At 56.2% G+C, this 19,141-nt stretch carries 17 protein-coding genes and 2 pseudogenes; 7 read left to right on the forward strand and 12 right to left on the reverse strand.

Going from position 1 to position 19,141, the window contains the following annotated elements:
• Window positions 1-293, forward strand: a pseudogene (locus BSG09_RS17955) (IS5/IS1182 family transposase); the annotation flags it as partial.
• 14 nt (window positions 294-307) lie between these two features.
• Here the strand turns inward: BSG09_RS17955 and BSG09_RS21000 are convergent.
• From BSG09_RS21000 to BSG09_RS17980, 5 genes are all read right to left on the reverse strand, one after another.
• Window positions 308-709, reverse strand: coding sequence for a hypothetical protein (locus tag BSG09_RS21000; protein WP_175542252.1), 402 nt, complete (start codon window positions 707-709; stop codon window positions 308-310).
• A gap of 143 nt (window positions 710-852) precedes the next feature.
• Window positions 853-1,944: a molybdopterin-dependent oxidoreductase gene (locus BSG09_RS17965; RefSeq protein WP_092935609.1), complete on the reverse strand. Its 1,092-nt coding sequence runs from the start codon at window positions 1,942-1,944 to the stop codon at window positions 853-855.
• A gap of 624 nt (window positions 1,945-2,568) precedes the next feature.
• Complete coding sequence (locus BSG09_RS17970; protein ID WP_092935611.1) at window positions 2,569-3,942, reverse strand: metallophosphoesterase; 1,374 nt, start codon at window positions 3,940-3,942, stop codon at window positions 2,569-2,571.
• Between the two features lie 469 nt (window positions 3,943-4,411).
• Complete coding sequence (locus BSG09_RS17975; protein ID WP_139246268.1) at window positions 4,412-4,993, reverse strand: hypothetical protein; 582 nt, start codon at window positions 4,991-4,993, stop codon at window positions 4,412-4,414.
• A gap of 185 nt (window positions 4,994-5,178) precedes the next feature.
• Window positions 5,179-5,589, reverse strand: coding sequence for a helix-turn-helix domain-containing protein (locus BSG09_RS17980; RefSeq protein ID WP_092935615.1), 411 nt, complete (start codon window positions 5,587-5,589; stop codon window positions 5,179-5,181).
• A gap of 266 nt (window positions 5,590-5,855) precedes the next feature.
• Here BSG09_RS17980 and BSG09_RS17985 point away from each other — a divergent pair, with 266 nt between their 5' ends.
• Together BSG09_RS17985 and BSG09_RS17990 are read left to right on the forward strand one after the other, a co-directional pair.
• Window positions 5,856-6,464, forward strand: a complete 609-nt coding sequence (locus BSG09_RS17985; RefSeq protein WP_092935617.1) for a hypothetical protein — start codon at window positions 5,856-5,858, stop codon at window positions 6,462-6,464.
• Complete coding sequence (locus BSG09_RS17990) at window positions 6,464-6,973, forward strand: metal-dependent hydrolase (RefSeq protein ID WP_092935619.1); 510 nt, start codon at window positions 6,464-6,466, stop codon at window positions 6,971-6,973. The genes BSG09_RS17985 and BSG09_RS17990 overlap by 1 nt, the downstream gene beginning before the upstream one ends.
• A gap of 37 nt (window positions 6,974-7,010) precedes the next feature.
• Here the strand turns inward: BSG09_RS17990 and BSG09_RS17995 are convergent, their stop codons facing one another.
• Window positions 7,011-7,898 (reverse strand): cation diffusion facilitator family transporter, encoded by an 888-nt coding sequence (locus BSG09_RS17995; RefSeq protein WP_092935621.1) that lies wholly within the window; start codon window positions 7,896-7,898, stop codon window positions 7,011-7,013.
• 367 nt (window positions 7,899-8,265) lie between these two features.
• On the opposite strand from BSG09_RS17995, the pseudogene BSG09_RS18000 reads away from it, so the two are divergent.
• Window positions 8,266-8,563: pseudogene (locus BSG09_RS18000) on the forward strand (IS5/IS1182 family transposase); the annotation flags it as partial.
• 622 nt (window positions 8,564-9,185) lie between these two features.
• Here the strand turns inward: BSG09_RS18000 and BSG09_RS18005 are convergent.
• The 3 genes from BSG09_RS18005 to BSG09_RS21425 form a co-directional block, all read right to left on the reverse strand.
• Window positions 9,186-10,511 (reverse strand): hypothetical protein, encoded by a 1,326-nt coding sequence (locus BSG09_RS18005; RefSeq protein WP_139246269.1) that lies wholly within the window; start codon window positions 10,509-10,511, stop codon window positions 9,186-9,188.
• A 139-nt stretch (window positions 10,512-10,650) separates the two neighbouring features.
• Window positions 10,651-10,923, reverse strand: a complete 273-nt coding sequence (locus BSG09_RS18010; RefSeq protein WP_092935625.1) for a helix-turn-helix transcriptional regulator — start codon at window positions 10,921-10,923, stop codon at window positions 10,651-10,653.
• 189 nt (window positions 10,924-11,112) lie between these two features.
• Window positions 11,113-11,346, reverse strand: coding sequence for a PadR family transcriptional regulator (locus BSG09_RS21425; RefSeq protein ID WP_223174801.1), 234 nt, complete (start codon window positions 11,344-11,346; stop codon window positions 11,113-11,115).
• 388 nt (window positions 11,347-11,734) lie between these two features.
• Between BSG09_RS21425 and BSG09_RS18020 the strand changes: the two genes are divergently transcribed.
• Entirely contained in the window at window positions 11,735-12,991 is a 1,257-nt protein-coding gene (locus tag BSG09_RS18020; protein ID WP_092935627.1) for an RNA-guided endonuclease InsQ/TnpB family protein, read from the forward strand.
• Between the two features lie 103 nt (window positions 12,992-13,094).
• Here the strand turns inward: BSG09_RS18020 and BSG09_RS18025 are convergent, their stop codons facing one another.
• Window positions 13,095-13,853 carry an SDR family NAD(P)-dependent oxidoreductase gene (locus tag BSG09_RS18025; protein WP_092935629.1) on the reverse strand — a complete coding sequence of 253 codons (759 nt, stop codon included), beginning with the start codon at window positions 13,851-13,853 and terminating at the stop codon, window positions 13,095-13,097.
• Window positions 13,854-14,002: 149 nt separating this feature from the next.
• Here BSG09_RS18025 and BSG09_RS18030 point away from each other — a divergent pair, with 149 nt between their 5' ends.
• Window positions 14,003-15,229 carry an RNA-guided endonuclease InsQ/TnpB family protein gene (locus BSG09_RS18030; protein WP_092935631.1) on the forward strand — a complete coding sequence of 409 codons (1,227 nt, stop codon included), beginning with the start codon at window positions 14,003-14,005 and terminating at the stop codon, window positions 15,227-15,229.
• An 86-nt stretch (window positions 15,230-15,315) separates the two neighbouring features.
• Here the strand turns inward: BSG09_RS18030 and BSG09_RS18035 are convergent, their stop codons facing one another.
• On the reverse strand, window positions 15,316-15,771 hold the full coding sequence (locus BSG09_RS18035) for a ferritin-like domain-containing protein (RefSeq protein ID WP_092935633.1): 456 nt from the start codon (window positions 15,769-15,771) through the stop codon (window positions 15,316-15,318).
• Between the two features lie 799 nt (window positions 15,772-16,570).
• Between BSG09_RS18035 and BSG09_RS18040 the strand changes: the two genes are divergently transcribed.
• Window positions 16,571-17,917 carry an orc1/cdc6 family replication initiation protein gene (locus BSG09_RS18040; RefSeq protein ID WP_092935635.1) on the forward strand — a complete coding sequence of 449 codons (1,347 nt, stop codon included), beginning with the start codon at window positions 16,571-16,573 and terminating at the stop codon, window positions 17,915-17,917.
• Window positions 17,918-18,388: 471 nt separating this feature from the next.
• On the opposite strand, the gene BSG09_RS18045 is transcribed toward BSG09_RS18040, so the two are convergent.
• On the reverse strand, window positions 18,389-19,141 hold a 753-nt coding region (locus tag BSG09_RS18045), incomplete at its 5' end, for a (Fe-S)-binding protein (RefSeq protein WP_139246271.1).

Consider the following 19,141-nt stretch of genomic DNA (forward strand, 5'->3'; position numbering starts at 1 on the left):
AGTCCGTGGTTGCCGACAACGCGTTCCAAGACTGGCACACTGAGTACGAAATCTCCGCACTTGACGTTGAGTACCTTGTTCACTACCGCGGCTCATCACCGAATGCAGTCATGAACAACGCGCTCATCCGGGCAAAAGGATACTCTCAGCGCTGGATGGCCGAAACCTCGTACTCAACAACGAAGCGCTCGCTCGGCGACGCCGTGCGAGCGCTGGGCTGGTATCGCCAGTTCCGTGAAATTGTCTTGATGTTCGCCCTCATCAATATAGAATCGCTGTGTGAGCCGCTGTAACCGTGATTCAGCATCTATTCAACAGAGCAGTTTAGCGTATGCTTATCGAGGGCTCTGATTCCGCCGGAAACGTTGATCCAGAGCGTCTCGGACGCCGAATCGACATCGGTTCCATACTGATTGGCCGGGAAGGACGCGGTCGTCCCGATGAAAACGGTCTCGACGAGTTCATCAGTGGTGGCGTCGATGATGCTCAACGTTCGATCGCCGTTATTGAACACGTACACCGTCGGCGCTCGCGCTGGCTGCCCAGTCTGGGTGAGGCAGCCGGCCAGTGTTGCGGTCGCACCGATGGTAGCCGACGATCGAAGGACTCGTCGTCGATCGATCCCGTTCCGGAACGGGTCCGTCGGATTCGGAGTCGTTCGAACCCGTCTGGCTTCGTTCCCGCTGTTCCCGTCCGTATCGTGGTTCACGTTCGTGTATTGGTCGGACGAGGGAAATAGGAAAAGCGCCCGTGTGTCCGACATACACGACCAACGCTTGGTTATTGGAATCGGATTCCTTCCGATACGTATGCAAGACGGACGAAACGGCGGCATTTCGAGATTGTATGCTGTCAATCGAACCCGCTGATCAGCGTGACGAGCCACTGTGCCGGATCGTCGCGGTAGCGAACATCTACTCGGTCGACCCACTTGACCCACTGAAATCCTCGCCGGCCCGGAGCGACGAGCCGCAGCGGTGCACCATGGCCGTGAGTAAGGCGCTCACCGCCAACGTGGGTTGCCAGGACTGCGTCTCGTGCTTCGTCGATCGGGAGACTCCACCGGTAGCCGGTGACCGAAACGAATCGAACGAATCGGCTCTTTTCGTCCACACCGGCCGCCTCGAGCACGTCGCCGACGCGAAGACCGCGCCACTGTTGTACGGTGTACCACCCACTCGTACAGTCTAACAGAGCCTGTTGTGTCGTGGTCGGCGAAAGGTCGTGATACTGGAGTTCCAGCGGCGTCTCCACTGCGCCGCGAACGGAGAGTGTCCAGTCCGAGAGCTCGACGGGGTCAGGATCGTCGGCGACCCACGAGGTGACTGGAAAACTCTCGTTGCCCGCTCCCTCCCGCGGCTGCGACCCTGTGAACCGACGATCACTGCCAGGCCCATCCAAGAGCTGCGTTGCGAATTCCTGGCCGCGATAGACCAGCGTGGCACCGATCAGTAACGCAGTGTACTGGAGGACTGTCCGCCGTCGGTCGAAGTCATGGCTTCTTGGAAGCCGAAATCGGGTCGTGAGGTGCCACAGCATGAGTGGAACGAGTACGAGCCCGAATCCGACGTGAACGCTAAGAAGCGTCCAGCGAGACAGGCGAATATCGAGGCCGAACACCCAGACGATTCCAGTTGCGAGCGCCCCGAAGACCGCAAGCACTGTGAGTCCCGACAGAAGGGTAGACGGCCGCCACTGGTCGCTGTTCGTAAGTCGGTGCCGGACACGGACAAGTTTGAACCCGACGAAAACGAGTAATGCCAGCCCGGCGATCCGATGGGCCCAGAAGAGCGGCCACCACGCAACCGAACCAACAGTGAAAGAGACCAGCCCCGAGATAGCTTCGAAACAAACGAGAACGAAGATCGACCAGTCCACGAGCCGTGGTGGTGGCCGTACGGCAGCGAGGGCAGTCTGTAGAACATCGATCGCTCTCCGGGCCATACTAGAGGGTACGTGCTTCCACCGCAAAATAGTGTGCTACCAACACTCTATGTGCCTATAGATTGGTTGATATGAATTTGAGCGCATACCTCCGTCTTCAGGCGGAGGTCAAGCGGTAGGCTCAGCATGCTACTCGCAATCGGTGGCTAGGCCGGATTTCCACCATAACCATTTTCATGTGGTTCACCGTAGCATGGAGTGCTACGAATACCGTGAGATGCCGACCCCGAACCACAAGGGGAAGCGGATCAGCGGTGGTTCGCACGGCGATGACATGGTATTCGATGGGGCCTGTTTGACCGGGCCACAGCCCTATACAGGGGAGGAAACGAGAGTTCCTCCGGTATGCTGCCGGTTCCCCTTGAGTGCGGGTTGGAACCTTGAACGCCACACTCGGCGGAAATCCGATGGTCGGATTCCACGCCCTTCAGGGCGTGGAGGAGGTCAATGTCTCCTCGTTACTGACCGCTGTAGGTGTCAACAGATTCAGTACTGTCGTTTGGTTGGACTCGAGTCGGTTCAGTCACGCACGTGGGATGCAGCGTCCGGTACTCCGTCTGCTGTATCGGTAGCGATGTCAAAGCAGACTGCCCTGTCGTTGCGGTCGCTCGGAGGCTGATCCGCTCAATCGTCACCCCTAGACTGCGGCGAGCGCTGGACCCGGTCCCCCTCAGGGTCAGTCACCCCCCGTTGTCCCTCGGAATTGACGACGGTCCGCCGCGGAATCGAGTCGTCTACCGGTGGGTTCAGCGTGAGCAGTCGCTCCAAGAGCGTCAGGTCTGCCGGGTTCGGCTTGTCAACAACGTCGTACTCGACGACAACATCCCCGTCTTCCTCGGTAATACGAACGTAGTTCAGGCAGAACGACGAGTAGAATACCCACGGGAGAAGACCGAAAGCGACGCTCTGACGGGTCAGTCGCTTCAGCCACGTCCCCGTGTTCACGATGACGCGGTCGTCAACCTCGGTGACCGATGCACGGTGCGTGTGGCCGTAGACGAAGACGGCGACTTCGGGATGGGCGTCGAACACCTCCCGTGCGCCGTCCAGATAGATGTCGACGAACTCGGGTTCCTCGAGCTGTATCAGTCCGAACCGTTCGAGCGTCTTCCGGACATCCCGAACCAGGAAGAAAAGTGGGATTGCGAGGAGGGACAATAACCCGATGACGACGACGTTCACGACGATGATAGAATTGATGATTTCGCCGACGAAGCCCAACTGGCGGAGCACTTCCTCGATCACCTCGAGCGGTCCCGACCAGATTCCTGTCGCCGAGAGGAGGACCAAGCCGAGAAAGAGCACGCTGACCTGAAACAGCAGGAGAAACGGGAGCGCGGCGTATCGGAGGAAGGGGCTCATCTCGCGGTAGAAGTAGTTCGAGATCATCCAGTCGGGGATCTCGGTCATCGGGGTCACTGACTGAATGTCCTTGAGCCAGTTGTACTTTCCCCGCTCCGAGAGCTTCCCGGCCTTGCTCGTGATGTTCCGGTTGACGAAGTAGCCGGGCGGATTCGCGTGCGGATTGCCGAAATCGGGACTCCGGTTGTTCGGGTCGCGCTGCTGGCCGTGTTCGATCCAGACGACGCGGTCGGCCACCTCTCGCGTGATGACGACTTTCTGTTCGAGGGTGACGTTATACTCGGCCAGACGCTCGACGTATTCCGGATAGCACGCCAGTTCGTAGTCGTGATTCCCCGGAATGAACGTGATAGGGATCTGCTCACCGGTCGCCCGCAGTTGCTCGAAGAGCGTCGGGTAGCGCTCGACGAGTGCGTCGAACTTCGCCATCCCTTCGAGTTCCGTGAACTCCCACAGCCCGAACGCGTCGCCGTTGACGATGAGTTCAGCGTCCTCCGCGCTCTCCTCGAGGTCGCGAAGGAACGCGATGAGTTCGTCCGCAAACGCGATGCCCTGGAGTTGCTCGTCACCACCGATGTGAAGGTCACTGATGAAGTAGTACTGCGTCGCGTCTCGTGATGTCGTGTCTGTAGCCATAGTCCATGCGTTCGGTCGGCCTCATCGGCACCCGTGGCTCGCACTCGGCTGGGAGCCACCTGTGAAGGTAGGTGCCCTACCAGTTCTGCCGACATATACCTATGCGAGGGCCGGACCCAGCACGCTCCTGAAAAGGACGGCCGACCTGCTTCAGGGTGCTGCGGTCTAGAGTGGTTCGACGCTGCCTTCCTGTCTGACCCCTTCGGCCAGCAGCCGCTGCTTTTCGCGGTCAACGTCGAGTTCGTCAGGGGAGTACTCCCTCAGTTAGTCCACGGTGAACCTACCGAGTCACATGAACGACGGGTGTCACTCGAAAACGAGCAGGTGAGGTGCCAGGAGCCCAAGCACCGTGAGGATACCAGGGGTCGCCAGCCTGACGTCGTTCTCGGACTCTGCCGCGAGCTCACTGACTCTCAAGTGAGTTCCAGAGACCGATTCACAAACAGAGTGATTTCTTCGTCATAACCGATCACCTGACGATTCGTTCTCCGTCGTCTGCGTATCGCTGGATTGCTGCGTACGTTTGTGTATCCGTCGTCTGAAACGGGTGGGACTCGTCCGAGATGTGCCCGGTGGGCACTATCCCGAACTGGCTGTCCAATTCGCGCTCAAACTCGATATCAGAGAGCGCTCCTGATACGTACGCCGTCTGCAAGCGGCCGAGTTCGTCCTCGAACTTTTCCTCGCTCGACCGATAATCGAGAAAAGAGAGCCGTTTGGACGGACGCACGAGCCGTGCCCACCAATGGCTTTCTTCGATAGCTTCCGCCCACCGCAGCACTCGCAGTCGCTGGATCTTCAGCAACGAATTAAGTGTCGAGACGACAGACCTGACGAGGAGCCAAACGAACCCGATGGCTATCGAGCAGAGAACAGTCATCATGACTGAGACACTGAGAAGGCTCACTCCGGCAAACTGGTAGCCAGCACTGATTAGCAGTACGGCCACGGTGATGACAGGAACCACAACCAGAAGCAGGTATCCCAGTCCGACTGTGATCGCCACTCTCTGCGTGATGGTTTGGACACTCCGAGAACTCATCGATGACATACTAGTCCCTCAGTTGTTTGAGAGAACGTCGTGAGATAACAATAAGCACGAGGGTGTCATAGAGCTCTTGTCACACCGTAATGACGGTGCTTTCCGGATTATCTTCGCGTTCGTAGTTGATGATTGCAACGACGAAACGCAGACACAGGACCAACGCAGTCGCGACGACCGCCAGAACCGTTGTATTACTCGGTGGGACGTGGTGCGTTCTCGTATTTGACCATCTTCTCTGGTTTGTCGGCGATGCTGTCGTAAATCCGTTGGAGCGTCGCCTCAGCTGCGAGGAGGTTGTGTTCCTCGAGGAACGCACGTCCCTCGTCGGTAAGCCCGTAGAACTTCCAGGGATATCCCTGCCTGCGATCGTCATCGTCGAGTGCGACCTCTTTGACGATCCCCGCGTCGATCAACTTCTGGATATGCTTATACACGGTTGCGTCGCTGACGCTCGGATTGAGTTGCTCGAGTTCGTACATCGAGGGCAGTTGCTCGGGATGCTGGAGGATGTTCGCGATGAGCGCGAACCGCGTCTGTTGGGTGACGAAATGGACCAGCTCACGGGTCTCCATTCCAGTGGGAGTCCCATGCTCCGTACTCATACCTCACAATACGGAGCAGGATGGCAGGTAGTTTACCCTCGAGTAAACTACTCCAGAGTAAATCAGGGGTGTTTGAGTCGGTAATTTACTCCACAAACCCTATTTATGAGGGGGCGTCCGTCCCCGAAGCGGATCTCGTCGAAGCAACCGACAAAGCCTCATAAGCATCAGCCTCGTCATCGGTGGCGTGATTTGTGCCGAGCAGTCGTTGATAGTCAGCATATTCTGCACAACGGCTATGGCTCAGGCCCCAGTCATGAGAGTGAATGTCCACACGTGAGCCGTTCGGTCAGTCTGGCCGTCTTCTGGCCAGCGTCGCCCTCCTCCTCGCGCTCGTCGGACTCCTGTCATGGACCGGCACAGCCGCTGTCGAACCGCTAGAAAGCACGTACCCAGACGAAGCCGACGTGACGCCGGATCGCGAATCCTACATCGGAGACCGTGTCGTGCTTGACGGTGCCGTCGTCGAGACCGACCCCCTCGTGATCGCAACGCAGTCGAACGGGAACGGCAGGTTCACCGTCGTACGGACCGCCGACACCCTCGAGCGGTCGGCCGGCCCCCTCGAGACAGGCGATCGCATAACAGTGTTCGGAACGCTCGAAGATGTGTCGACGCTCGACGCGGAGCGAACGATTTCCACTGCCCTGTGGGAATCGCTTTACATGGTCGTCGTCTCATTCGTCGGCGGGTGCTGGGTTCTCGCACGGCTCATCCGTGGCTGGCGCATTGATTGGGACCGGTATGCGCTCGTTCCCCGCCCCACAGCGCCGACGACCGGTGGCAAATCCGGCGTCGATTCTGGTCGGTCGCAAGGCGATGGCACATCAGCTGACGGCTCGAGCGAGCGACATCGGGAACAGCGTGATCGGTGATGCCCGACCTCCTCACGCACGTGCTGGTCGGCTACAGCATCGGGACGCTGCTTTCGGTTCGATATGAGCAGGTCCGACCCGCACAGGTTACCCTCGTGATGGTCGGTGCGCTGTCGCCGGATTTCATGAAGATCACGCCCGCGATCCCGACTGGCCCGCTCGAGGTAGTGACCGGCGATCCCATCTCGTGGGCGCCTCTACACACGCTCGGGGGGAGCGTGCTCGTCGTCCTCCTGGGATCGCTATTGGTTGCACCCGACTATCGACGACAAGCGATTGTGCTGACTGCTATCGGCGCAGCCTCTCACCACGTCCTCGATGTCGCGTTGCTCACGGCGACCGGCGAAGCGTACGCCGTTTTCTTCCCGATCAATACGTATCGGCCACCGTCTCCGGATCTGTACCTCAGTACTGATCGCTGGCCTGCAGCCGTTGCAGGCGTCCTCGCAGCTGTTTCGTGGGCCGCCTGCCGGTATGATCTCACGGAGCCATTGCCGATCTCGGATTAGACTCGTTTCCGGGTGCTGGCTGGTCTGGTGGACAGAGCTACTCGTTTTCCTTCCACTCGCCAAGTTCGCGTGGATCGACGTGGACGAACACATCATCAACCTCCGGGATATCACGGATGTCCGCCGCGATCGTCGACTCGATATCGTGCGCTTGCTGGAGCGTCAGGTCGCTCTCGACCTCGATATGCAAGCTGACGTCGACTTCCGGGCCGACGTAGTGGGCGACGACATCATGGGCACCGTGGACGTCCGGATGAGCGAGCGCCCGCTTGCGTATCTCCTCGCGGAGTTCGGGTGGCGGCGCTGCACCAACGAGATAGTCGATGTTTTCGCTGACAATCTCGTAGCCCGTATAGAGAATTCCCAGCGCGACGAAAGCGCCAGCAAGCGGGTCGAGGAGCGGGTACCCTGCAGCAGCACCCAAAACGCCCACAAGCGCCGCAGCTGCAGTGAGGATGTCGTTGCGGTTGTCGAGTGCCGTCGCGGTCGTCGCTGGTGAGTTGTATGTCTCGGCAACCCGCAGACAGTACCGGTAGAGCCCGTACTTCGCCACCGCACTCGAGACGAGCACACTGACCGCCCACGGGCCAGCAACTACGGCGTAGTCGCCCGCGACGAGCGTCGTCACCGATCGATAGAGAACGGTGCCGCCGGCAGCGAGTACGCCGGCGGCAACGAACAGCGAGACGAACGGTTCGATGCGCTCGTGGCCATGCGGGTGTTCAAAATCCGGTGGTTGGGTAGTAACGTATAGCCCAGCGAGCACGACGACGCTGTAGACCGCGTCGGAAATGCTGTTGACTGCTTCCGAGCCAACGGCGTAACTCCCGGATGTCCACCACACTGCCCCCTTTGCGATGGCCAGCAGCAGATTTACCGCAAGTACGACGACACCGACGCGTCGAACAGCATCTCGTCGGTCCATCGACTGGTGATTCCGCAGGGGTGCCGATAGTGCTTTTGTTACCAGTGAGGTCCAGCAACGGCCTCGATAACGTCCACGTTCATGCCGAATTTGAGCAGGTATATCCTCTCCTTCCTGACACCGTACTTTCGGTATCGATCTGCTCGCTGCTCATATTCATCGATACTGAACTTCTTGCTGGTAAGAGATAGTCCAGAACAAGAGTGGAAATATCTATACCTGAATATGAAGCGCAAGTACCTCGAGCGAAGCAAAATACCGAGACGATACTGATTCTGGATACAATCGGGGGCTGTATTGAATCACCAGATGGCGTCGGGATAGGTCGCTCAATCAAAGGAGTTGAAGCAGGCGAATCGAGTTGTCCATGACCCAAATCTTCCGCTTCATTGGGGAAGTTGTCCCGGTCGCTCAAAACGTTACTGGCGATGGAGACGAATCCGCCGCCCCGGAAGGTGGCGGCGGATTCGCCAACTATCCCCTTGTTTCCCTGCACTGTCTGCGGCTTTACCTCGATACGTTCCACCGAATGGCGATTGACCAACTCAAGGAGATGCCACAAATAACCGAGGAGATCGGCCGCGCTGAGGCCGATCTTTCCCTCGCCCTCTACGTTCTGTAAGGCGTTCGACCGGATCAGTATGAGCGTCTGTCTTGCGATCGTCGTGCCGAAAGCAGGAGCGCTCTCGAGACGTACGTCGAAGACGAAGTGGGACTTGCGATGAACAGCGAACGTGGGCGAGAGCTGACTGTTACCCTTGGTTGAAGGCAACCATCTATCTTAGATAGCTAAGATAGCCGTCTAAGATATCACCTAACAAGGGTTCGTCTGGAATTATGGAGAGGCCACTCCAGGCGCTCCTACGGTAGCTTTAACCCTACAAGGTTCCATCTGCAACGACGCTCTGGCTGCATCCCGACGGCGACGAGAAGGTGGCTTCAATCCCACACGAGTTCGTAACCTTCAATTTGAGAATAGAACTAAGTGATTAGTGTAAAAGTATTACTTATACCGAGATAATTATAAAAATCTTATCACACCATTAGTTACACTTGTATCTATATCGAATCAACTGGTAAATAGGTGTGTGAGGTGAACAATTCAGCTCCCGAAAACACTTGTCTGTTATGCCAGAAAGCAGATTCGTGAAACGACGAACACTTCTCGCTGCGGTATCTATCGAAAGCGGTGATTGCAAGCCGCCCACCCCTCGTCGACGCCACATATCAACAACCGCCAAGGGTTGACTACTAGTCGGTCACGAGCGACTCTAGATACGGTACACTCTACGCATGATCGTCGCTACCGGTGGCGGTTGCTATCGCATCCGGAATCGTCGGAGCCAGTTCTTCGATCTCGCGGTATCGGAGCCGAGTTCGCTCGAGTTCGACAGCCCATTCGTTCGCCGAACCGTCGTTAATCGTGTTGAGGTGTCGGTCGAGGCGATGTTCCTGCTGGTCAAATCGCTCTACGAGTGTTACACACAGATGGCGAACGAGTGGATCGTCTCCCTCTGTACGGAGACGGTTGTCGAGCGCGGCGGAGGCACGATCTTTTGCGTCGCGAACGTCTGCACCCGTCGTGTCAAACTCAGGGATGGAAGCGGTAGGCTGGTGAGTGGCTGGTATATCCTCGAACTCCGAGAGAATCAGTGCATAAGCATGGTGTTCCACCTTTTGACGCACTGCGAGTGCGAGCAACTCCTTCTCGTACGCATCGTCGGGTCTGCCGTAGATTCCGGCATGCTGCTGGATCGAAATCTCGTATGCATAGGAGTCCATCTCGTCCGCACCGTCCTCGATATCAAACTCGACCTGCTCGGTAACCGTGTCCGTTCGCTTGTTGAGCCGTTCATACGCGTCGTCGAGTTCCTGTTCAAATGAGCTCGCAGTCGTGTCCTCTCGTGCGGTTTCTTCGAGTGAGTCGCGCAACCGGACAACATCAGCGAGACGTGCGCGTGAACTGGCTGCCCGAGCGGCCGAATACTGTGGTTCGACGATGTCGGTGTTTCCTTCATCGTGCATGTGTTGCTCGCCCGTCCAGATGGAGCCGCGGACGTTGTCCAGCCACTCGTCTAGCTCCCCATACGCGATAACGGCCCACGAGAGATTGGGTGCAACGTACGGTAGGTCCTCGATGACGGACTCGTACTCATCGCGCAATGCCCCGAGAGTAGCGATGATGTCGTCTCGCTTACGGTTGTCGCGCTGGAGATCCGCCAAGGCGACTGCCTGCTCTGCACCGCCTAATGCACTTCGGAGGTCACCGAGAACGTCGAGCCGTTCCGTCGCCGAGAGCTCTCCAAACGATCCACGTTGTTCTTCAACATCCTCGAGTGTTGCTTTCGCCCGTTCGAACTGTTGTCTAGAGTTCGCTATAATTTCCCGGTTGTCGGCCTCGATCTCCTCGTCTGGCCACCGCTCTCGAGCTGCATCCACGCGCTGGGCAAGTTCGTTGAGGGCATCAGTGAGATGACCTTCTGTTGGACGGAGATATGTGGGGGATGAGACGGTGGGATAGTCAATCTCCTGTGCTTCGTGCAACGCGTCGCGGTCGGACCACCGTCGCAGACGGCGGCGCTGGGAATATCCTCCGAGTCCAACTACGGCCATTCCACCTCCGAACCAAACAAGAACGCTCCGCCGATTCACTATAAAATACAGCAGGTTGGTGGGTGATAATTGCTGGGAATGCGAGTAGTTACGAGGTTCAAGAGATCAAAACAAGGATCCAGATCGCTTCCGATCTCGATTAGTCGATGTACTGTGATTCCCATTCACGACGATTCTCGATTGCTTGGTCTCCCTCGTCTGTAATCGCGTAATAGTTCGTTCGCCTGTCGAGTTGTCCTTTCTCGACAAGGTCCTTATTCACGACCGTATCGAGATTGGGATATAGCCGACCATGATTAATTTCTGAACTGTAATACTGCTCGATCTCGTCTTTGACGTCCTGTCCAGATGGCTGGTCAGCGCCCGCGATCACGTACAGCAGGTCTCGTTGGAATCCTGTGAGGTCGTCCATGGCCCAGCCATTCAGGCGAGATAATATTTGTTATTCCACACGTACGTAGATATAAGGCAATCCAACTAGTCTGTTCTTTATACCACTAGCTGACTCTCGTTCCATTCACGTCATCCCAAAACTGTGGTCGTGATGGAGCGACGCTCGAGAGATCAGACTCAGTATGCACGATCAGCGGTCGTAACCGTCTCACTCCGAACTCGAGAGTCGCTCACCGACGTACTGATCTTCCCACTCCCGACGGGCCTCGAGTTCGCGTTGACCACGTGCTGTGATCGCGTAGGGGTTCGTTCGGTTGCCGGTCTCAGCTTTCTCGACAAGTCCTTTGTCGACGATCTGGTCGGAGTGAGGATACAACCGCCTATGGTGGATCTCGTTCTCGTAGTACGCCTCTAATTCGTCTTTGATCGCAAGGCCATGCAGCTTGTCCTAGCCGGCGATGACGTACAGCAGGTCACGTTGGTGGTAGCTGAGAGCATCTACTGTAGCGCAGAATAATTGCCAGCACTGATGACTTGCTCGTCCCACAAGCTGGTAATTCGTTCTTCGGTAGTATCGAGGACAAGCCGCAGTACAGCCCGATGATCGCTTGGCCATGATAGAGATGCGAGCGCATACCCCCGCCTTCCCGTGAGTGACGAGTGTTCCGACACCCTGTTGGAACCGAGGAGCGAACAGGCGGGAGTTGAGCGGGCAGCATAGTGTGACAGTCCATCGTTCTGTTGCAGTGCCGGATTTCCCACGGTTTCACTTCCACTCTGGACGGCTGAGCTATATATCGATCACAACCGAAGGGTATCGTACGGCGAGGATGGGAGAACTCACGAAGACCCTCGAACTGAAGCTTGTAGGCCCTAACGCCCACAAGCGACAGAAGCTTCGTGAAACACGGGACGCCTACCAGCAGGCACTTCAGGCCGCCTTCGCCGCTGGCTGTGACACACAGTCAGCGGCCAACGACGTGGTTGTTGAATATGAGCTGAGCGGCTACGCCAAAAACGCCCTCAAAAAGTACGTCCCACAACTCAACAACAACTACGACGCCGACGAACTTCACGACGACCACCCGGTGCGGTTCACCAACGAGGGACTGCAACTTGATCACCAGCCACAGAACGCTATCGAGTGGTACGTCAAAATCCCGCACCACGAAGATTATCACCTCTGGATCCCAGCACAGCCAAATCCCAACCAACGGGAGTGGCTCGAAGCATTGTACGCTGACGACGCCAAGATGGGTGAAAGTCGGCTCTTCGAGCGGGATGGGACATGGTATCTCCACGTCACCGCCACCCGCGCCGTGGAGGACCAATCTACGGCGTCCGCTGACGAGCGGACGCCCATCGGCGTTGACATCGGAGAGGCGAGTCTCGTCACGGTGTGTCACCGCGACGACTCTGGCTCTCCGGTTCGCCCCAAACTGTGGGCCGACGACGGCAAGGCCGTTCGTCGGCTCCGCAAAACCTATTTCACCGCCACAAGACGCCTGCAGAAGCGTGGCAGTGAGCGCATCGTAGCGTCCTACAGTGATGCGCTGTGGGACCGCATAGACGACGTGTTCCACCGTGTGACCCGCGAGGTCGTGGAGTACGCCGAGTCCGTCGAGAATCCAGTGCTGGTGCTGGAAGACCTGACGTATATCCGTGAGAACATGGACTACGGCGCGTACATGAACCGGCGGTTGTACGGCTGGGGCTTTGCCAAACTCCACGCGCAGATTCGCTACAAAGCCGCCGAAAAGGGAATTCCCGTCGAGACGGTGAATCCCCGGAACACGTCGAAGGCGTGCCACGCCTGCGGTGAACACGGCTATCGACCACGACAGGCGACGTTCAAATGCTCGAACGACGACTGTTGGGTCGGTGAGTACCAAGCCGATGTGAACGGGGCAATAAACATTGCAGACCGCTACCGTAGTGGAGAGAGTCACCGCCAAAGCGACCGGGATTCCCAGCAGAAGGCCGGTGACGATGACTCGGCTACGGATGGGGCCTCTTTGACCGGGCCACAAGACAGCCACGCCGATGCTGACACCCAGCAGGTGACGCGTGGAACGCATGCGTCTTGAAACCGACAGGCCGCGACACTCGGCCTGAAATCCCATGGTGGGATTCCTCCGCGTTCACGCGGAGGAGGAGGTCAATGACTGATGAAAGGTTTCTAATCAGTGATCAGTCGACGAGCCAGCCACCGTCGACGTCGACGGCAGCCCCATGCATGAACGAGGCGTTGTTGCTCGCGATGAAGGCGACGACCTGCGCGACTTCGTCTGGCTCAGCGTAGCGCTCAGCTGGCGTCTCCTGAACAATCTCGTGGACTTCGTCGGGCGTCTGCTCGATCATGTCCTCGGTCATTCCCGTCTCGATGAAGCCTGGACAGACAGCATTTGCCCGAATCTCAGGACCGTAATCGTGTGACAGCTGCTTGGTGAATCCGATTACGCCATGCTTCGAGGATGTGTAGGCAGCACCGCCACCACCAGCGACCTTGCCGGCAATAGAGGCGGTATTGATTACGACACCTTCCTCGTCACCATCCATGAGTGCTGGCAACGCTGCTTTTGTGAGGAGGAACACGCCCTTGAGATTGATATCCATGACCCTGTCCCACAGTTCCTCAGATGTCTCCCCAACCGGGGCGTAATCGTCGAGGATGCCTGCGTTGTTACAGAGCACGTCGATCGTGCCGTATTCGTCGGTTGCTTGCTCAACGACTGCCTCGACACTATCGCGATCAGAGACATCGCCGACCACACCGATTGCCTCACCACCGTCGGCTGCGATCTCGCTCGTGACCTCGTCGAGACCGTCTTCGTCAATGTCGACGGCGACGACAGACGCTCCTTCACTCGCGAACTCGAGTGCCATTGATCGACCCATGCCCGATGCTCCACCGGTAACAACGACAACACTGTCAGCTATTGAAACCATACAAGAAACTCCACCTCTGAGACACAAAAATCACATCCCTATTTTTACAGGCGGTCGAGGCGAATGCCCCGGGGCTTGACCCCGGGGTTGAAGCCGACAACGCACGATACAAACCATCAAGTGAACACATCTCTAATCAAGGGACAGCGATGGAGTACAGTCACCGCTACCCTGCATACCCGACACAAGAGGTGGCGGCTGAACTGGAACATCACATCGGCATTCATCGCCAAGCGTACAACTACACCCTCTACGAATACGAACACGTGGACGCCGACGACATCGGCTCCGCGTACAAACACCACTATCGGCTCCCCGACTGGAAAGACGATTTTCCACTCTTCTCGGAGGTCAACTCGAAGGCTCTGCAACGGACCGTCACACGGTTCTACCAGAACCTCAACGGACTCTCCAAGCAGAAACAAAACGGTCGCAAGGTCGGGAAACTCAAATGGAAGTCACCGAAAGAGTTTCAGAGTATGACGTATTCACAGTCTGGCTTCGAACTCAAAAACACGAGTGGCCGACGTGCGACCCTCTGGCTCTCCAAAATCGGAGACATCCCGATTCGCTACCACCGCGAGATTCCCGACGAGGCCGATATCAAAGAAGTCACCATCAAGAAGGTGACGACTGGCGACTGGTTCATCTCCTTCGGCCTCGAAACCGACGAGGCTGACCTGCCCGAGAAACCCGACGTGGACTTGCTCGACGCGAGCAACAGCGTCGGCGTTGACCTCGGCATTCTCAACTACATCCACACCTCGGACGGTACGACTGTGGATTGGCTCGACCTCAAAGACGAATACAACCGCCTTCGCCGGGAACAACGCAAGTTGTCCCGAAAACAAGAAGGGTCGAACAACTACGAGAAACAACGGAAGCAGGTTGCCAAGGTTAAGTGTCACATTCGACAGAAGGTGCTGGACTACCAGCACAAGATAACGACGTGGCTCGTTCGTGAGTACGATGCGGTGTTTGTTGAGGACTTGGACGTGAAGGGGATGTTGGAGCAGTCGCATAACGCTCGCAACAAGCAGGATACGGCGTGGCGACAGTTCATCACGCTCCTCGAATACAAAGCCGAGTTGTACGGAACCCACGTTGTGCAGGTCGAAGCGGCAGGAACGACGAAAGAGTGCGCCTCGTGCGGTGTGGAAACAGCGAAGCCCATCTGGGTGCGGGAACACTCCTGCCCGTCGTGTGGATTCGAGTGTGACCGTGACGCAAACGCAGCGATGAACGTCCTTCAACGAGGCTTTTCTGAACTAGGGCCGGGATGGCCCGAAGACACGCCTGTGGAGACTGCGCTCCCTACAGACATCACTCAGGTGTCTGCAAAGCGCGTCGTCGAAACAGGAAGCCTCGGGGCTTGACCCCGAGGCGATTCACGAGCTGACAGTCTCGTTGCTGGCCCACTAACGTGACTTGCTCGGCCGCACTACCCGGAGCGTACCGATCGTCAGTTGCCTTTGTATTCTTTCTTGAAGCCACGGAACTCAGTGCGGTGTGCTTCCTCATCAGCAAGGAGTGTTACTGCGAGATCCTCACTGACGGGATCGTTTGCGGCCTCAGCCGCATCGACTAATTCACGATACGTGTTGATCGCATCTTCTTCGGCATCAAGTACACCGTCGATAACCGAGGTAACATCCGTGGTGTCCGCTGGCGGTTGAAGCGTATCCTGATGAGCAACGAATTCTTCAGACCCTGGTGGACTGGAATCCAGTTGCTTGAGCCGCTGGCCGAGTTGTTCGGCATGGCCAAGTTCCTCCTGTACGTCCTGTTGGAGGCTTTCTTTGATTTCCTCCGCATGGATTCCATCGAGAACAATCGAGAGTGCTTGATAGTTCATTACCGTCTCCATTTCATCGTTATACGCCTTCTTGAGAAGATCAATAACCTGATTGCTTGACATAGCATCTGTATTTTAGGTCAAAGAAGTATAGTCCCATCGACTATTTTGGTTGCCTGACCATCACAGAAACGCTACAGTATCTCTGAATCCTTGGGCTGATAACTCCCCCACCCCGTGTGCGAAATGAAATTGGAACGAAAGCGAGGGAGTGAAAACCACTGAAAAACGTGGGAAGCGGCTAAAGTCATGCATATCACGGAGAGACGATCTAATACCGAAAGATCAGAAACAATCTATATAATAGTATATAATAAGAAAGATTTATTACCCTTCTCAAAAAACTAGATCCGTACTGGAACTAGATTCTGTTTAAGCTAGAGTTCAAGATGTAGAATCACCATTGAATAATTCTTGAATAATTCTGGCTTCTATGCGCCTCCCTAGACGTTATGCCCCTGGATGTCTGCTGTATTAGGACTTCTACTTCCGCTCTGTATATTGTCTCTTCTATCATATGGCTCCTGCATATCTCGCAAATTCATCTCGCACACGGGGTGTGGGGGGTCAAGCAATTGCCGTGACAACTTCTTAATTGTACTCTCTTTATCCAGCGATGCAATGCACAGTTGGCTCCTCCTGGACAGCCCAGTAGCACACCGATCGCAATTTCACTTTGCACACGGTGTGCCTATCTATTTCATCTTGCACACGGGGGGTACCCGCCAATTTGACTTCGCCCGCGGTTTGATGACATCTCATGAAGACTGCCTATACTCTGCTTATAACCCAAGAATTCGTTGTATTTAACCTCGCACACGGTCCCCATATCTATTTATGGAAAGAACTACATGTCGGTAACATGTCTGACGGTGATGAGCAGCAGTCTCTCTCACAGTCCATCAAAGGTCGTCTTCAAGAGGGAGTTCAGAACTCTGTTTTCAAAGACAAAGGACTTCTTGATCCAGATACCGTCATTGACGAAGATAGGATCGTCGGTCGTGATCAGCAACTGGACGATATTATCACGTATCTCCGACCGGCACTTCAGGGTAACCGCCCTCCGAACATGCTTCTCTACGGTCCATCGGGAACAGGCAAATCGCTCATTATTAACGCAGTCTGTCAGCAGGTTCAGGAACTGGCAAACGCTCAGGGAGATCGATTTGGTGTAATCAGGGTTAACTGCCAGACGATCAAGTCTCACGATCGCGCTGTCTATCGTCTCGTCGAAAGTGCGGCAATTGGAGTCGGTGTTGATCCCGGAGTTCCGGAGAGCGGCGTCTCGACTGACCAGAAATTGAACCGGTTTTATGAAATCTTGAGTGAGAACTTCGATTCTGTCATTATCATTCTTGATGAGGTTGATCTCCTTGTTGGCCGACAACGTGATCCGAATGATGAGCCAGCATACTCTAAGCTACTTTATCAGCTCTCTCGTGCATCACAGTTGGGTCGAATCGAAGGAGATGTCTCAGTCGCTGCACTCACGAACGACCCACGATTCATGGAGAACCTCGACGGACGGGCCGAGAGCTCGTTCAACCCACAAGATATCGTATTCCCCGATTACGATGCGAATCAACTACAAGCGATCCTCGGACGTCGTCGTGACGCTTACCGAGACGATGTCCTTGAGGATGGTATCATTCCTCTCAGTTCAGCGTATGCTGCTCAGGATCACGGAGACGCACGGAAAGCAATCGATCTTTTCCGGAAAGCTGGCGAGATTGCGGATCGCCAAGGCGAAGACAGAGTTCGCGAGGAACACGTTCGTGGCGCTCAGAAAGAAGCCGAGCGTGACCGCACTCTAACACAAATGCAGGGGCTTTCGACGCAGAAGAAACTCTCACTCTATGCGACCGCTATCGTTCCTGTCTATTCCCAGCGGAACCTAAACGCTGTTCCTAGCACTGTCGCGTACCGCGTGTATCAGTATATCACTGACATATTGGATACTGATGAGAAATCGCGCGACTCGTATCTTCGGTATATGAGCGAAGCAGAGACCTACAATTTTGTCACATCTGACAAACGAGGGCGGGGCTACGGAAGCGGTGTTCATAAAGAATACACGTTTGTCGACGACCCCGAGGTTGTTGCTGAGACTCTTCAATCAGACATCCGACTTGAGGAAATCGAGAATGACGAGGATCTAATCAGGTCCGTTGTCAACGCCCAGATAGATGATTTCTTCGATGGGAAATAGCTGGAAGACCCTCTGATACCGTCACCAATTTCATATCGCACACGGGGTGTAGGTAATTACCTCCTCCCGCTCCAGCGATCTCCCTGAAATCTGAATCGGCAACTACTGTGAGGACGCGGGTATGCGCTCGCACTATGTATTATAGAAATTGTTTGTCTGACTAGATATGTCTGACAGTGATATACAATATTTCATATCGCACACGGGGTCCCTCCTTCAAAATCTGCGAATTCACTTCGCACACGGGGTGGGTCAACTACCCCACCCTAAGCACCCTCGGCGCTTTGAGGGTGGCCTGTCCGTGGACTCGGCGTCAAACACCCTTCCGGGTGGGCGGTGAATCCGCCACTCGGCGTTGACGAGACGCGTCGCATCTCGTTCGTACATCAGGTTTCTGTGAAACCTGAGGACGTCACAGTCCCAGACTTCAGGGCAAGTTGAAATGCGGTACGGTGGTAGGATTATAGCTTCTTAGTCCGCGGCGACCTCGACCTGCGCTTCCTCGGTCTTGCCGATGGCCTCGACGATGAGTTCAGCGATGTCGACGATCTCGATCTCGTCCTCGTAGCCGCCGGTCTTGCGCCCGTCCTCGTACATGGTCATGCACATCGGACAGGCGACGACGAACTTCTCGACGCCACTGCCGGCGTCGGTGTCCTCGAGCGCTTCACGAATCCGTTCTTCACTGGGCTTGGGCTCTTCTTCGAAGTCCATCCAAAGGCCACCGCCACCGCCACCACAGCAGAAGGAATTGGCGCGGTTGCGGGGCATTTCGTCGAGCGTGCACCCGGTCGCTGTGATGAGTTCGCGGGGGGCTTCGTACTCGTCGTTGTACCGGCCGAGATGACACGGGTCGTGGTAGGTGACCGTGTAGTCGAGCTCTGTTCCCGACAGCTCGAGGTGGCCTTCAGAGACGAGTTCTTCGACGGCCTGGGTCCAGTGGAGGACGTCAATTTCGCCGTCGGCGTTCCACTGCTCGTCGTACTCGAAGGGCATCATGGGGTCGTCGGCGAACTCCTCGAAGTCGACCTCGGAGTACTCGTTTTTGAAGGTGTTGTAGGAGTGCGGATCGGTACAGACGATTGTGTCGAACTCGCAGTCCTCCCAGGTTTCGACGTGGTGGCCGGCGAGTTCGATGTAGAGGAACTCCTCGCCGACGCGGCGGATGTCGTTACCGTCGAATTTCTCGTCGTCGAAGAGGATGCCGAAGCTGACGTCGGCTTC

It is taken from the genome of Natrinema hispanicum (assembly GCF_900111485.1).
In the GTDB taxonomy this organism is placed as follows: Archaea; Halobacteriota; Halobacteria; order Halobacteriales; family Natrialbaceae; genus Natrinema; species Natrinema hispanicum_A.